This window comes from Acaryochloris marina MBIC11017 (assembly GCF_000018105.1).
GTDB lineage: Bacteria > Cyanobacteriota > Cyanobacteriia > Thermosynechococcales > Thermosynechococcaceae > Acaryochloris > Acaryochloris marina.
In genome coordinates, this window is sequence record NC_009925.1 from 1727906 (window position 1) to 1741985 (window position 14080).

At 49.7% G+C, this 14080-nt stretch carries 15 protein-coding genes; 4 read left to right on the forward strand and 11 right to left on the reverse strand.

The features are described 5' to 3' along the window. Nucleotides 1-3: 3 nt before the first annotated feature. The 5 genes from AM1_RS07755 to AM1_RS07775 all read right to left on the reverse strand — a co-directional run bounded on the left by AM1_RS07755 (nt 4) and on the right by AM1_RS07775 (nt 4935). Nucleotides 4-507, reverse strand: coding sequence for a ferredoxin (locus AM1_RS07755; protein WP_012162276.1), 504 nt, complete (start codon nt 505-507; stop codon nt 4-6). Next, nucleotides 507-893, reverse strand: a complete 387-nt coding sequence (locus tag AM1_RS07760; protein WP_012162277.1) for a DUF1257 domain-containing protein — start codon at nt 891-893, stop codon at nt 507-509. Before AM1_RS07760 ends, AM1_RS07755 begins: the two co-directional genes overlap by 1 nt. 66 nt (nt 894-959) lie before the next feature. Beyond that, complete coding sequence (locus AM1_RS07765) at nt 960-1169, reverse strand: DUF2997 domain-containing protein (protein WP_010477853.1); 210 nt, start codon at nt 1167-1169, stop codon at nt 960-962. 508 nt (nt 1170-1677) lie between these two features. Then, nucleotides 1678-2940, reverse strand: a complete 1263-nt coding sequence (locus AM1_RS07770; RefSeq protein ID WP_012162278.1) for a transporter family protein — start codon at nt 2938-2940, stop codon at nt 1678-1680. Between the two features lie 255 nt (nt 2941-3195). Then, nucleotides 3196-4935: an ABC transporter ATP-binding protein gene (locus AM1_RS07775; RefSeq protein WP_012162279.1), complete on the reverse strand. Its 1740-nt coding sequence runs from the start codon at nt 4933-4935 to the stop codon at nt 3196-3198. A 158-nt stretch (nt 4936-5093) separates the two neighbouring features. On the opposite strand from AM1_RS07775, the gene AM1_RS07780 reads away from it, so the two are divergent. Next, nucleotides 5094-7337, forward strand: coding sequence for a PBP1A family penicillin-binding protein (locus AM1_RS07780; protein ID WP_012162280.1), 2244 nt, complete (start codon nt 5094-5096; stop codon nt 7335-7337). A gap of 90 nt (nt 7338-7427) precedes the next feature. Then, nucleotides 7428-7820, forward strand: coding sequence for a c-type cytochrome (locus tag AM1_RS07785; protein ID WP_012162281.1), 393 nt, complete (start codon nt 7428-7430; stop codon nt 7818-7820). Here the strand turns inward: AM1_RS07785 and AM1_RS07790 are convergent. Further along, complete coding sequence (locus tag AM1_RS07790) at nt 7817-8113, reverse strand: DUF3593 domain-containing protein (RefSeq protein WP_012162282.1); 297 nt, start codon at nt 8111-8113, stop codon at nt 7817-7819. The genes AM1_RS07785 and AM1_RS07790 overlap by 4 nt on opposite strands. Nucleotides 8114-8124: 11 nt before the next feature. Continuing rightward, a complete protein-coding gene (locus AM1_RS07795) occupies nt 8125-8433 on the reverse strand; it encodes a DUF2499 domain-containing protein (protein ID WP_012162283.1) in 309 nt (102 codons plus the stop codon). Between the two features lie 71 nt (nt 8434-8504). Between AM1_RS07795 and csaB the strand changes: the two genes are divergently transcribed. Together csaB and AM1_RS07805 are read left to right on the forward strand one after the other, a co-directional pair. Further along, nucleotides 8505-9545 carry a polysaccharide pyruvyl transferase CsaB gene (csaB, locus tag AM1_RS07800; protein ID WP_012162284.1) on the forward strand — a complete coding sequence of 347 codons (1041 nt, stop codon included), beginning with the start codon at nt 8505-8507 and terminating at the stop codon, nt 9543-9545. Beyond that, the gene (locus tag AM1_RS07805; protein ID WP_012162285.1) at nt 9542-10801 is read left to right on the forward strand and encodes a glycosyltransferase; all 1260 of its coding nucleotides are present in this window, start codon (nt 9542-9544) and stop codon (nt 10799-10801) included. The genes csaB and AM1_RS07805 overlap by 4 nt, the downstream gene beginning before the upstream one ends. A gap of 24 nt (nt 10802-10825) precedes the next feature. Here the strand turns inward: AM1_RS07805 and AM1_RS07810 are convergent, their stop codons facing one another. The 4 genes from AM1_RS07810 to rsmA all read right to left on the reverse strand — a co-directional run bounded on the left by AM1_RS07810 (nt 10826) and on the right by rsmA (nt 13982). Then, the gene (locus AM1_RS07810) at nt 10826-11377 is read right to left on the reverse strand and encodes a Uma2 family endonuclease (protein WP_012162286.1); all 552 of its coding nucleotides are present in this window, start codon (nt 11375-11377) and stop codon (nt 10826-10828) included. A 112-nt stretch (nt 11378-11489) separates the two neighbouring features. Then, entirely contained in the window at nt 11490-12062 is a 573-nt protein-coding gene (locus tag AM1_RS07815; RefSeq protein ID WP_012162287.1) for a TerD family protein, read from the reverse strand. Between the two features lie 129 nt (nt 12063-12191). After that, nucleotides 12192-13124 carry a 4-(cytidine 5'-diphospho)-2-C-methyl-D-erythritol kinase gene (ispE, locus tag AM1_RS07820; RefSeq protein WP_012162288.1) on the reverse strand — a complete coding sequence of 311 codons (933 nt, stop codon included), beginning with the start codon at nt 13122-13124 and terminating at the stop codon, nt 12192-12194. Nucleotides 13125-13172: 48 nt separating this feature from the next. Beyond that, on the reverse strand, nt 13173-13982 hold the full coding sequence (gene rsmA, locus AM1_RS07825; RefSeq protein WP_012162289.1) for a 16S rRNA (adenine(1518)-N(6)/adenine(1519)-N(6))-dimethyltransferase RsmA: 810 nt from the start codon (nt 13980-13982) through the stop codon (nt 13173-13175). Nucleotides 13983-14080: the final 98 nt, after the last annotated feature.

Sequence of the window (14080 nt, forward strand, 5' to 3'; positions counted from 1 at the left end):
GACTCAGAGACCTGGCCCCGACTCATCCAAGGAAATTGGACGAGGTTTGCGTCCTGCTTTTTTGGGTACCACCCGTTTAGTATAGGTAGCCGGAATTTGGGAGCCGAGAATATTCACCTGCTGATATTTCCGATCGGCTTCTAGCTGCTGCAGCTGCGTATAATCGACCCAATGAATACAATCTACAGGGCAAGTATCAATCGCTTCTTGGACAATCTCAAACGCATCGCCATCCTGTCGAAACACCCGTGACCGCCCATACCCTGGCTCGATATAAAACGTGTTTCGAGCGACATGGGCACAATGCTTACAGCCAATACAGGTGGGTTCATCAACATAAACCCCTTTCTGGCGAATCACACCGCCCAGCTCAGGTTCTAGACCAGTACGCTCATTTTCAGTACGAAACCCACCCCCCAGTTCAGGCTCTAGGCCTGAGCGTGAGGAAGCAGGTTGAGTAGATTTTGGCGTCCCGTCGGGGACGCCAGCATTTTTTAAATCAGTCATCACGCATTCCAGCGCTGAACCACTAGACGAATGGAGCCATCTTCATTATTGACTTGCTCGGCGACCTGGAAGCCTTGCTGAGCAGTGGTATTAATCACAGTGTGGTATGCATAGCGCTGAGTCACTTGCTCTAAGAAGCGATCAACGGACCAAGCCTGCTGCCAAAAGTCCATGTCAGCAACAAGCTCATACGCTTCGTCTGATTTGCTGAAGCCAATGTCATAACCGTTGTCTTGTTCAATCACCAACTCAGCAGATTGGGTCTTGCCTTTGTAGCCTCTAATGGGCTGAGGGCCAGCTTTCCAGTCTAAACCGAGATCGTTTAAAGCTGACTGCAATGCAGGCAGATTACGAATTTGAGTTTTGATTTGGCTGAAATGAGACATAGTGACTTAATTTTTGTGAGTGATATGAACAATTGGGAGAGGAAACTTGAGCCTAAAACCCAGGATTTACCATTGGCTATGGCCAACTTGATTGACAGCAGTCTGCTGCAAGGTATCTGGTTGAGTAAAAAATTCTGAGGTGGGTTGATGGCTCACCACTTTGCCAAGTTGGGCTTCGATAGCGGCAGTCACTTCTGCACAGGACGCACCAACAATACCGGTCACCATTTCTTGCACCCGACCATCTGGGTAAATGACAAACTCAAGGGTTTCCATGCTTTATAAACCACCGAAGACTAGAGGAGCTGGGGAAGATCCAATGCACTCCAGCATCGAACCTATATAAGTTGTCTTAATGAACCGTTATCAATTTAGGACAAATTATAACAAAAGTTCTTGATCGAGAGAGTAACTACTTGAAATTAGTTTCTAAGAAGACTCAAAAGGCGTCAAGTCTTGATATGTAAAATTTTGTAGAGGCATCAAGGGGCCTGCAGCCTAAAGGATTAACGCTAGTTTCGAAGAACTAACATCCAACCCCTTTTCTATTCCAGCCCTGAACTAAGCCCTTCTTTAAATCTTGGTAAAAGGCGTAGTAGTAAAGACTTAACCGCAATATTGGGCAAGGAATACCGCCGCTCCGTTAAGACGGTAACGTAGTTATGCGAAGAAAGTCATTCATTTCTCCATTCTCTTAATAAGAAAGATAAAGAAACGTATCTCTCTTTACAAAACAGACACAAAAAGACTGCGCCGACCTGCCTCTCCATCTGAACGGAGGGGACTAAAATGCTTTCTGCCAACCCAGGGTTAACACCCAATCTGTTTCTAATTGGGGGCCATCCAGGGACTGATAAACCGGCAGGGCAAACTCTACGGCTAACCGATGGCCTGCCAAGACTCCCTGATTGACGAGAAAGTTAAGTCCCAAGCCCACATCCAAACGGGTTCCTCCTCGGAGATTGGGGTTGGCGGTCGGGATAATCGCCGGATTCAGGCGAGGATCGGCACCTATAATATTGCCCCAGGTCGCCCCTTTCAACCGTATCGAGGTACTAAACCAGTTATTCCAACGGCGGGCTCCCCATCCTGTTAGATTGAAGCGGTTGCCAAGCCGATAGCTATTCCCGTTCGTTCCTAGACGAATGGTGCCTAAGGCCTGTCCGCCCCAGGACCAATGATCGGATTGGCCTAAATAGGTGATCCCAGGGTGTAAATCAAAAGTGCCTGATCCCAACTGCATGGGATAGGGAAGGACTTGATTTGGACCTGCAGGGGTATCGTCTCTGCGGTTAGTCGATCCAGTTGGGAAGCTGATCCCCGCGTTGAAGTGAATCCGCTGCCGATCTTGATCGAGAATTTTGTACAGCCCCATCAACTGAATATCCCCAAAACCATCGGACTGAGTGGTAAACCGTGTCCCCATACGGGTGACATGTTCCATACTTTTGAAGATATAGGGAGCCATCACACTCAGAGTGAGTTCATCAGTAGGGGCATACATGGCTCCAAACATGTGCATGTCCGTCGTCATTTCGGTGGGGGTAACTGGAAACTGTTGCAATACTTGAGCAGGCGTCAAATCAGTTGTGCCATCTCGATTGCCCGCCATATCCATCCGCATAAAGCGGTAGGAAAACATCACTTCGCCCGCTCCATGGGTATGATCGCCCATGACACCAATCGGTGCATGGCCGTCGGGACGCCCTGAACGCCACAGGTTATCTGAGGATTCTGCCGGTTCCGACTTATCATCCTTCTCAGCAGACGGTTCTTCTTCAGCTGAGTCACTCTCCAGGCGATCGGCAATATGTAGGGGGGCATCCCCTGAGGCAATAACACCCCAATCTTGAGGATGATCAACCGATTTCGGTTTTAGTTCAGCCATGGTCTGGAGGCTCGACTTAACACCCGTTTGTGGATCATCAGAAACCTCGTTTTGGAGATCAGAGTCTAAAACAACGAGTTGCGCTTCAGAACCCTTGAGAGAAAACAGCTCTGAAACTTCTAGCAGTTGGGGCTGCTGTACTTTGAAATCTTCTGCCATGCAGGGCTCTATTCCTAGAAGAATAGCGAGGATCATGGCACCAGAAGACTGTAATGCCTGGGGAGAACACCAAAGGAGGTTAACTTTCAAAACAAATCCTATTTTTTCGCAGATAAAGACAACTCGGTATTCTCGTCAAATCCTTTTATGGCGTCAAAAGACCAGCCGTCTTAGTTCGACAGCGAGTCAAAGAAAGACATCACACCTAAAAACTGAGTCTCCGGCGAAAATGCCCCCGTCACCCCTACGCCTTGATTACTTCAACTGTTTGGCATAAAGACTGGCATAGCGAGTCAAACCATTCGCCATCAGCTGTTGATGGGTTCCAGATTCGACAATTTGGCCTTTTTCAACTACAAAAATTCGATCCGCGTTCAGAACGGTTGTCAGACGATGGGCAATCAGGATAACGGTGCACTGACCTGAGGCAGGCCCGCCCATCAGATTCTCCAAGGCGGCCTGAACCAATGCTTCCGATTCTGTGTCCAAGGCAGATGTGGCCTCATCCAATACCAAAATACGGGGATTACGAAAGACTGCTCGGGCGATCGCAATGCGCTGACGCTGTCCCCCTGAGAGGGTGGTGCCTTGTTCCCCTAAATAGGTATGAAAGCCTTGAGGAAGCTGCTGAATAAATTCGGTAGCATTGGCGATATCAGAGGCTTTCTGGACCTGGGCGAAGTCAAAGTCAACCTGGCCATAGGCGATATTTTGGCCGATCGTACCTGAGAATAAATAGGTGTGCTGCGGCACGATACCAATCTGTTGATACCAGCTCTGGCGAGAGATGGATTGTAGATCAATCCCATCTATCAAAATTTGACCTGCCGTCGGCTGATACAGGCGCAACAACAGATGCGCCAAGGTGGATTTCCCTGCACCGGATGGACCAATCAGGGCCACGGTCTCTCCGGGTTGCACCTGAAAACTCAGGTTCTCTAACACCGGTTGCTGAGGATGATAGGCAAAAGAAACATGCCGGAATTCCACTGCCCCTTTAATCCGGGGCAACGGCTTTACATTCTGAGGCTCAGGATAAGACGGCAGATCGAGGAGAGCCTGGATACGATCAATAGAAGCCTGTCCCTGCTTGAACTTGTTGTAGTTTTCGGTGATCAGGTTGATTGGATCAATCAGTAAAACCGCCGCCGCCACAAAGCTAATAAATTGGCTGGGGGTCAGCTGTCCCAAACTGATTTGCCAGCCGCCTATGAGAAAAAGTAGCGAGACTGCGATCGCTTCAATAATGCCCACAATCGGATATTGAATCGCCTTAATCCGCTCGACGGCGAAGGTGGCCTGACGGCTTTGCCGAGCCACCTGCATAAACCGCTCCATCTCATAGTCTTCAGCGCCATAGGCTTTGACTACTGCCATACCCCTGAGGGTTTCCGTCAGGAGACTAGCCAAGCTGGCCACTTGGGTCTGACTTCTACGAGCAAACGCTAACAGGCGCTCACCAAACCAGCCAATCACCCAGCCCACCAATGGCGCTAAGATCAAAGCGGCAACAGTCAAGGTCCAGTTGAGATAAATCATATAGGCCAGAATCGCCACTAGCTGTAGGGCACAGGGCACAGATTGATGAAACAACTGGTTGAGAATCTCACCAATGCGATCAATATCTTCCGTCATCCGATAGACTAAATCGCCTGTAGCAGCCTGCTGAAAATAGGGCAGTTCTTGTTGCTGAAGCTTGGTATAAACGCGGCGACGAAGATTCAAGGTGATATCAAAGGCGACTTGAGCCATCAACACATCTTGGCCATATTCAAACCCACCCCGAATCACAAAAAACAAGCCAACGACACCCGGTAAATAAAGGAGGGCCTGGAGGTTTTGGTCCCCCACATACTGGGCGGCCTGACCAATCAGGACGGCAATCATCGGCATGGACAGTACATAGACCACCGTACAGATCAAAGCGAAGGTCAATGATCGTCGATACACCCGGATATGGGGGAAAAGTGCTAAATAGGAGAGACGAGAGTTCAACAGCAATTCAGTCCATCACAGCAGCTTTCGGCATCCGCCCAGTAGGATAGAGAAATAGCCCGCTGGGCCAAGCACAGCTTATACGATCGAACCTGACGCCCCCCTGTACGACGCATTGGTACTCACCGAGCCATCAACCTGACGATTGAGATTTGCCCATGACATCTCCTAAACCTTCTCCGTCAAAAACCTTTCTAGGGAATGTGACGCAGGTGGTTCGTACCATTCAAGCGAAAGCAGATCTGTCAAAGCTTACCCTGAAGCGGAATGCTCGGGTGCCAGAGCTAAAAATTAATTCCGGTGAAGGGGAACCCCAAAGCTATCCCCTGATTAGCGATCGCTATATTATTGGCCGCAGTGCCCGCACCTGTGACATTGTGATTCGCAATCCCATTGTCAGCCAGGTACATGCCTCGATTCAGCGGGATGGCAAACGCCGCACCTTTTTGATTCGGGATGAGCAATCCACCAACGGCATTTTCCGCCGCAAACGTCGAGTAGACTCCCATGCCTTGCGCCATAAAGATGTCCTCACCCTCGGCCCCGCCGCTCTAGAAGCTGCGGTCAGTGTCGAATATATCGATCCACCGCCCTGGTACGTGCGAGGGATGCGCTATCTTCTCTATGGCACTGCAGGCGTCGTGGGCTTAACCCTCCTCGTGGTCGCGGCAGAATGGCAGAAATTCACGGTTCGTCCCTTACCCACCACTAACCAAGGGCCTATCGTCGTTCTATCCCGAGACCAAACGCCTTTGGCACGCCGTCGGGATACGGTTCATGGGGAGTTGAAAAGTCTGGATGATTTTTCCCCCCATATTGTGAATGCCTTACTAGCCTCTGAGGACAGTCGCTTCTATTGGCATATGGGCGTCGACCCGATTGGGATTGTCCGGGCAGTGATTACTAACGTGGCTGGGGGCAGTGTTAGGGAAGGGGCCAGTACGATTACCCAACAGCTTGCTCGCAGCGTTTTTCGTAGCTACGTCGGCAGTGAAGATACCCTAGACCGCAAATTCCGCGAGGCCGTCGTTGCGCTTAAATTAGAGACCTACTACAGCAAAGACTTCTTATTGCTGACCTACTTAAATAAGGTCTATTTAGGCATCTATGCCAATGGGTTTGAAGATGCAGCTCGCTTTTATTTTGATAAGTCTGCCAAAGACTTAAGCATTGCCGAATCTGCCACCCTCGTGGGCATTTTACCTGCCCCTAATGCGTTTAACCCTGTCCAGGACTACAATGCGGCCCTAGAATTTCGCAATCGAGTCATTACCCGCATGGCTCAGCAAGGTCGAATTAGCCAAGAAGAAGCTAATCGCGCCCGTCGTTCTCGCATTGAAATTAGCCCCAAAGCTCGGGAAGAACTGCAAAGCGTCAAGGCCCCTTACTATTACAGCTATGTCTTTGACGAGCTAGAGGAATTATTAGGGGCCAGTCTGGCTCAAGAAGGCAATTTTATTGTCACGACTAACTTAGATCTGGCGGTTCAAAACACGGCAGAACAAACCCTGTCCAATGCCGTCGCCACCTCTGGATCAACCTTTGGCTATTCCCAAGGGGCGTTACTCACCGTGGATTATGAAGCGGGGGAAATTATTGCATTAGTGGGCGGCACCGACTTTAGTAAAAGTCAGTTTAACCGCGTCACCCAAGCCCAGCGACAACCCGGCTCGACTTTTAAACTATTCGGCTATACGGCAGCCGTAGATGCCAATATCTCCCCTAATAAAACCTATTCCTGCTCTCCGTTGACTTGGCAGGGACAAACCTTTACCGGCTGCCAGAATGGCGGCAGCGGCAATATTGATATGTTTCGAGGATTTGCCCTATCCGAAAATGTTGTGGCTTTGCGTGTCGCCCAAGATGTTGGTATTCCCCGAGTGGTCCAAACCGCTCGCCAATTGGGAATTACCTCTCCCTTGCAGGCGGTGCCAGCCTTAGTACTAGGGCAAAGTGAAGTAACGCCCTTGGAGCTGACGCGGGCTTTTGCTATTGTGGCCAATCGGGGTCGTCGCCATACCCCCCGAGCCATCCGCCAGGTACTCGATGCCGGAGATTGCAAAGATTCCCGTTCTATTTCTACCTGCCGAGTCATTTATGACGGCACCCAAAATGCCAGCACTCAAGTGCTCGATCCTGGGGTTGCTGTGGTGATGCAAGATATGATGCGCCAAGTGGTTCAATCCGGCACAGGGCGAGGCGCTGCGGTTGCCTCTGGGGCTGCGGGAAAAACAGGTACCACTAATTTAGGTCGAGATTTATGGTTTGTGGGTTACGTGCCTCGCCGCAACTTATTGACAGGAATTTGGCTCGGCAATGACGATAATAGCCCTACATCTGGCAGTAGTGCCCAAGCCGCTGCTGTATGGGGAGATTATATGCGGCAAATCATCAATCAATGACAGGGAGTAATGCTGAAGGTTATATTAAGATATGTTATCCATTCTTACAAAAAACCTTAAGATTAAGCCGTAATCCCCTTCACAACCCTTTTGGAAGACCCTGCACTCAAATCAGATCAAACTCTAAATCCCGGCCTCAGTATTCAAAAAGCACTCTTGGTCGTTCTTGGCTGGCTCCTCGTGATCGCAGTGATCATCGGTGTGGTTTATCAAGCTCGTTTGTCTGATCCCTATGTGCAAGATGTCTTGCACCATGAAGGCACCGTTGCTCAAGGCAATGCTATTTTTCAACTCAATTGCTCTGGCTGTCATGGCACATCTGGAGACGGCAAGGTCGGCCCCAGTTTGCGCCGGGTCACCACCCATCGGTCCCAGGTAGGTTTGATTTATCAAATCACCAGCGGCAAAACACCACCGATGCCCAAGTTTCAAGCCAACCCTCAAGAGATGGCTGACCTGCTGGAATATTTAAAAACCCTTTAATCGGCTTCTTGTTGGGCTTGCAGAATCGCCTGACGAAACCCCAGCACAATCACAATATTAGACAGGGTCAAAAAGACTTCAGCTGAGCCGTGGAGCCAGTCAAGATTGGCTAATGAAACCCCATAAACCTTAAGGGCATAAATGCCAGCAGGGGCGGTTACTGCAATAAACAGCAGGGTTAGGTAAAACCCAATTAGAGCCAGTCGAGGAGCCTGCCCCGAGCGGGTCAAAAACCACAGAAACCCCAGATAAGGGATGAGGGAAATAGCAAATAGTGCGTCTTTAGTAGCCATGGTTGAGCAGGTTAAGCATCGGGATTGGGTTGGCGTTGGGACCAGAGCAGGGCCGCTACACCACAGAGGGTCGTATTGCCGAGAACGGTCATAGACGCTTGCAGGGTCACGAGCCACTCCAGCTCGACAGGATTATCAAAGAAATGCCAAGTGCAGGCACACATGGCTCCCACCAAGGCGGGCAACATCGCGAGAGAAAACCACCGCCATGTCGGGTTTTGACTAACTTCGCTATAGGTCCAGATCAGCCAAATGGCCATGATCCACTCGATCACGCTGGAGACGTGAATAATCCAGGTGGGAATTGAGAGGGCGTGCATAACCGATACATGAATAAGGGGCGGTCTAGGATAATCTTACAGAAGATTGGATTGGGAGAGGTCTGAAACCGATGCGGGCGATTTTAAGTGGCTACTATGGTTTCGGCAATGGCGGCGATGAAGCCTTGCTTGCGACCCTACTGCAAATGTTGCCGGAAGAAGTGTCACCCCTAGTTTTGTCTTCGAATCCCAAGCAGACAGCGCGACAGTATCAGGTGGAGACTTGCGATCGCAACAATTCGATCCGCGTGTTTCAGGCCATCCAACAGTCTCAAGCCTTTATTTGGGGCGGCGGTAGCCTAATCCAAGATGCTACCAGTGCCCTCAGCCCGGTCTATTATATTGGCCTAATGGGATTGGCCCAAGGACTAGGCTTAAAAACCATTGCTTGGGCTCAGGGGATTGGTCCTCTCAAACGCAAAAGTACTCAAATCTTGGCTCGACGGGCATTTCGCAACTGCTCTGCCGTCAGCGTGCGCGACCCAGCTTCAGCAAAATATATCGAGGACTGGGGGATTCCCTACCAAATTGCTCCTGATCCAGTCTGGAACTTGGCGGCAAAGCCCGTGGGGTGGGTGGATAAACTGCCATCGCCAAAGGTTGCATTGGTGTTAAGGTCACATCCTCAACTTACTCCCCCTCATTTGCAAAACCTGACCACAGCCCTGCTCAAGTTCCAGGCCCAAACCCAAGCCCATATCCTGATTGTCCCGTTTCAAGCCACCCAGGATTTGGAGATTGCCCAATCTATCCACGGCCAAATCCCTGACCATAGTTCACTCATTCGTCTGACCAATCCTAGCGATCTGAAGGGGGTGTTCCAAACCGTCGAAATGACCATTGCTATGCGCTTGCATGGACTAATTATGGCTGCTGCCGAGGGTAGCCGCTGTTTTGCCCTCAGCTACGACCCCAAAGTGCGTCAATTTATGCAGGCTCAACAGTGTCCCGGCTGGGATTTAGATCAAATCCCTGATGACCCAGAGGTGATTTGCCAAAGCTGGCTGGAGCATTTTCAAAAAGGAACTGCCTTGTCGAGGAATGAGATTGCAAATCGCACCCAGCAAGCCCTGAGCCACCAACAGGTTTTGCATGAGACCCTACTCTCATGACAAAAATCACTATCTTGACGATCGGCTCCCGAGGAGATATTCAGCCTTTTTGTGCCTTAGCCCTAGGTCTGATGGCCAAAGGTTATTCGGTAACGTTAGCGGCCAGCATCAACTTTGCCGATTTTGTCCAAGAGCTGGGTATTGCCTTTGCGCCCATTGCAGGTGACTTTCAGCAAATTCTATCCTCACCTGCTGGGCTAGCCTTTCTCCAGGGCAATACCAATGTCTCGTTAATAGATGATGATTTGCGATGGCAACAACGGTTGGATGCTTGGAAAGCTTGCCAGGGGAGTGACTTACTAATTTTTGCGCCCTTAGCTGCATGGGGATATCACCTAACTGAAGCGCTCAATATTCCAGCGATTCTGGTCACGCCTGTCCCCGTTACCGCCACTCGTTCTTATCCATTTCTCAAATTCGCTGATTCTGCCCAAGGGAAATTAGCCGGTTACTTCAACGTCTTTACGTTTCGATTGGTAGAGTTTCTCTCTTGGCAAAAAAGCCAACCGTTAATGAATCGGTTTAGACAAGAGGTACTGCAGTTACCTCCTCTCTCACGAATGGGAGCACGTTATCGTCGCTCCCACCCACCCCACCTATCACCACTCCCTGTTCTCAACTGTTACAGCGAGGCAGTCTTACCACCGCCGCCGGATTGGCCATCTCATGTGCATCAGGGCAGTTATTTATTTCTCGATAATTCAACTCCCTACACGCCCTCTTCTAAGCTGAACGCATTTCTCCAAGCTGAGCCAAAACCCTTTTACATTGGCTTTGGCAGCATGATGGCCTGCAATCCTGAAATGATTGTTGACGCTATTGTTACTGCTCTTCGTGAAACTGGACAGCGTGCTATTTTCTGCACGGGATGGGGCGGATTTAAAACCACAGAAGTGCCTGATTTTCTCTATGTGACTCAGGAAGTACCTCATGATTGGCTTCTACCCCAGGTGACTGCCGCCATCCACCATGGTGGATCGGGTACCACTGCTGCCACACTGAGAGCTGGAACGCCTTCTATTGTTGTGCCGTTTTTTGCCGATCAGCCTGCTTGGGGTAAACGACTAGAACAGTTAGGGGTTGGAACTGCACCGCTTCCTTTTGCTGAGTTAACGGCTGAAACTTTAGCTACCAGGATTCAGGCTATTATTAACACTCCATCAATGCAGCATAAAGCCCAAGACCTCAGTCAACAAATTCAGCAAGAAGATGGCCTAGCAATGGCAATTGAAGTGATTGAGCAATATTTTATGTAAATCACTCACTCAAACATTCAATTATCACTCTGGAATACTCACCAATTGTCGAACCTCTATTGATATATCAGGAAAAGCAACAGGACAGACGATTCCGTCACTCGCTACATTTTGAGTCGAATAATCACCATCCCATAAGTCTCTAAACATTGTCATTTCCCTTCCAGTCACATCAATGACCCAATACTCCGCAATACCTGCTTCCGCATAGAGCTTTCGTTTAGTGTTCAAATCGTAAGCCAGAGTAGAATCTGCAACCTCCACCAACCAATAAATATCTTCTGGATAGGGATGATGCTGTAGATAAAGAGTATCGGGTAGACGAACAACTGCAATGTCTGGCTCTGGCTCAGACTCCGCTAGCGTGACGGGATGGGCCTCAAACACTTCTGCTTCTCCCTTCATCATCTCGCGTAAATAGTTGCCCCCACGATGATTAACAAATCGATGAAATTCACCTTCGGGAACCATATCCCAAATCTCTCCATTAATCAGCTCACAGCGCCGCTGATCGAGAATGCCTAGCTTGCGCATATGCTGATAGTCTGCAACTGACCATTTGGTTAGTGTCCGCACAACTGCACTCTCCCTTACAGGCCGAAGGTGTATCCATATCCTAACTTCACCCGACAGCCGACTCTGAGATCTATCAACATACGAGATAGTGAACAACCCCAGCCATTTTTATTCATTCTGCAAGATAATGATGCAGCAACTCATTACGATTTTTCTGTGGAGCAGGTTCTACACAGGGAACGATCTGCCATTGAGTATCCACACGTTCTAGCGATGCCACCAGCAGCATCGTCACGCCCTGCCATTGAGCATTAGACAAAGAACACTGCAACAACACCTCTTGGTTGGCATCATTCAAAATTCGCCAAAACGCATTTTCAGTTTGACTAAAATCTTGCTTTTGGGTTTCCCCACAATCAATCGAAACCACAAACACCAGCTTGGCGATATCTGTCGGTAACATCAGCAGATAAACTAACAGCTCCTCATCATCCCCTTCCCCCTCACCCGTCAAGTTATCAGCAAGCAACTTAATCGCGCCAGACGGATGGCGAGGACGCCCCGCATAAATCATGCCCCTTTTTCCGTCCACTAACGTCCCATCCGCCCCCAGAGCCAAAACCGTCAGATCTAAATCCAGTGCGGAGTCCAACTGGGCATCCCAGCCCAAACCACAGCGGAGTTGAGAAATATGGTGGGGTAAGGCTTGCGGGTCAGAATCTGGAGTCATACCGTAGAGTCGCATTAACGTACCCTACACAATATCAAGATCAGGGTTCATCGCTGCTCAACCGTTAATAGACCGACATGCAGCACGAATAATCCTCTTAGCAAACCAGCGAACTCAATTCTTTCGGGTTGAATGCCCTTTTTACTAAGACAACAATTGAATGCCACTACTACAAAATTTAGTTACCAGAATTTCTAAATCTGGATCTGGAAGAGCCGTTTGTAACTGGGTCGCCATTAACTCGGCCTTGGAACGCGAATCCGCTAACCCAAACACCGTTGGTCCTGACCCTGACATCATCGTTCCCAAGGCTCCAAAAGATTGGAATAAGTCACGAATTTCCTGCACCTGAGGATGTTCAGGCAGAACCACTTTCTCCAAATCGTTATATAGATATTGAGGCACTTTTTGGGAATCGCGATGGGAAATCGCGGCCAACAGTTCCACCGAATGTCCTTCACGTCGCCGCTTTTCTAGCGCTTCTGGATCACGAGCATAGGACTCACTAAATTGTTGCCGATAGGTCTTATAGGCCCAAGGCGTGGCAACGGACAAACTTCGATACTTGGCCAACACTGCATAGAGCTGATCCAAGTCAGGAAGTGGCGTCAGTTCTTCCCCTCGCCCTAAGGCCAAGGCCGTTCCCCCCGACACACAAAAGGGAATATCAGACCCCAACTTGGCCGCATAGGTATGGAGTTCAGCTTGGGTTAATCCCAACCCCCACATCAGATCCAACCCCACTAACACGGCTGCCGCATCTGCAGACCCTCCCGCCAGCCCCGCACCAATGGGAATTTTTTTATCAATCGTAATGGCGACACCGCCTTTGCCTGGGAACTGTTCCTGCATCAGCCTCGCGGCCCGATGGGCCAAGTTCGACTGGTCGCAAGGCACTTGAGGATGATTGCAAAACAGCTCAATCCGATCGCCACTCAGGGGCTGTAACTCAACGATATCCGCCAAGTTAACGCTCTGCATCACCATCACCAATTCATGGAACCCATCCGGTCGATCACCAATAATTTCCAACAATAGATTGATCTTGGCGGGAGCCTTCAGGGTATAAGCGTGCATCATAAGTTAGAGGCCGGATGAACCAGTGCAATCAACACTCTACCTCGTCTATACCTGGCTTGGATGCACAGAATCACTTAAGGCAATCCACTGGGTCACACTCAGGTCTTCTGCACGAGCCTGGAGACTGATATTGAGGGTATTCAAGCACTCTGATAACTGGTCCCGATCCACTAGTGATTTCAGATTATTGCGCAGCATCTTGCGACGACTGCTAAATCCTACCTTTAGTAAGGTTGAAAGCCATTGCGGATTTTGCACAGGTTGGGGATAGGGGCGAGGGGTTAGTCGCACTACAGCCGACTCCACTTTAGGGGCAGGCTTAAAGGCAGAGGCGGGGACTGGACATATTAATTCGCAGTCCGCTAGATATTGCGATCGCACCGACAATCCATTAAATATCTTTGAACCCGGTTCGGCCACCAACCGATCCGCCACCTCTTTTTGGATCAGCAATACCACCGTTTCATAAACGGGCTGCGCTGGTGCATCAATACGGCCCAGCAGCTTACTTAGAATCGGACTCGTAATGTTGTAGGGAATATTGGCAACGACTTTATTCGGGAGCGGCTCTGTGAGTTCTGCCGCCACATCCAGATTCAGAAAGTCCAATTCCAGTAATGTGAAATTTTCCTGGTCATTAAAGGTGTGACGCAGGGATTTGCATAGGTCTCGATCTAGCTCAACGGAAACCACGGACTGAGCTTGGGCCAGCAGTTCGCGGGTTAAGACCCCTCTGCCCGGACCGATTTCAAGGATGCGATCGCATCCTTGTATCTTGGCTGCAGCAATAATCTGCCGAAGCACAGCCTGACTTTTGAGCCAATGCTGAGCAAAACGTTTACGGGGCCTGGGCATTGTAGATTTACCGAAATACCATCAATATTAGCCTGAGATCCAGGCTTTCGCTCCGCACATTCTTAAGCTTTTCATTATAATTGTCCCAAACCACCAAG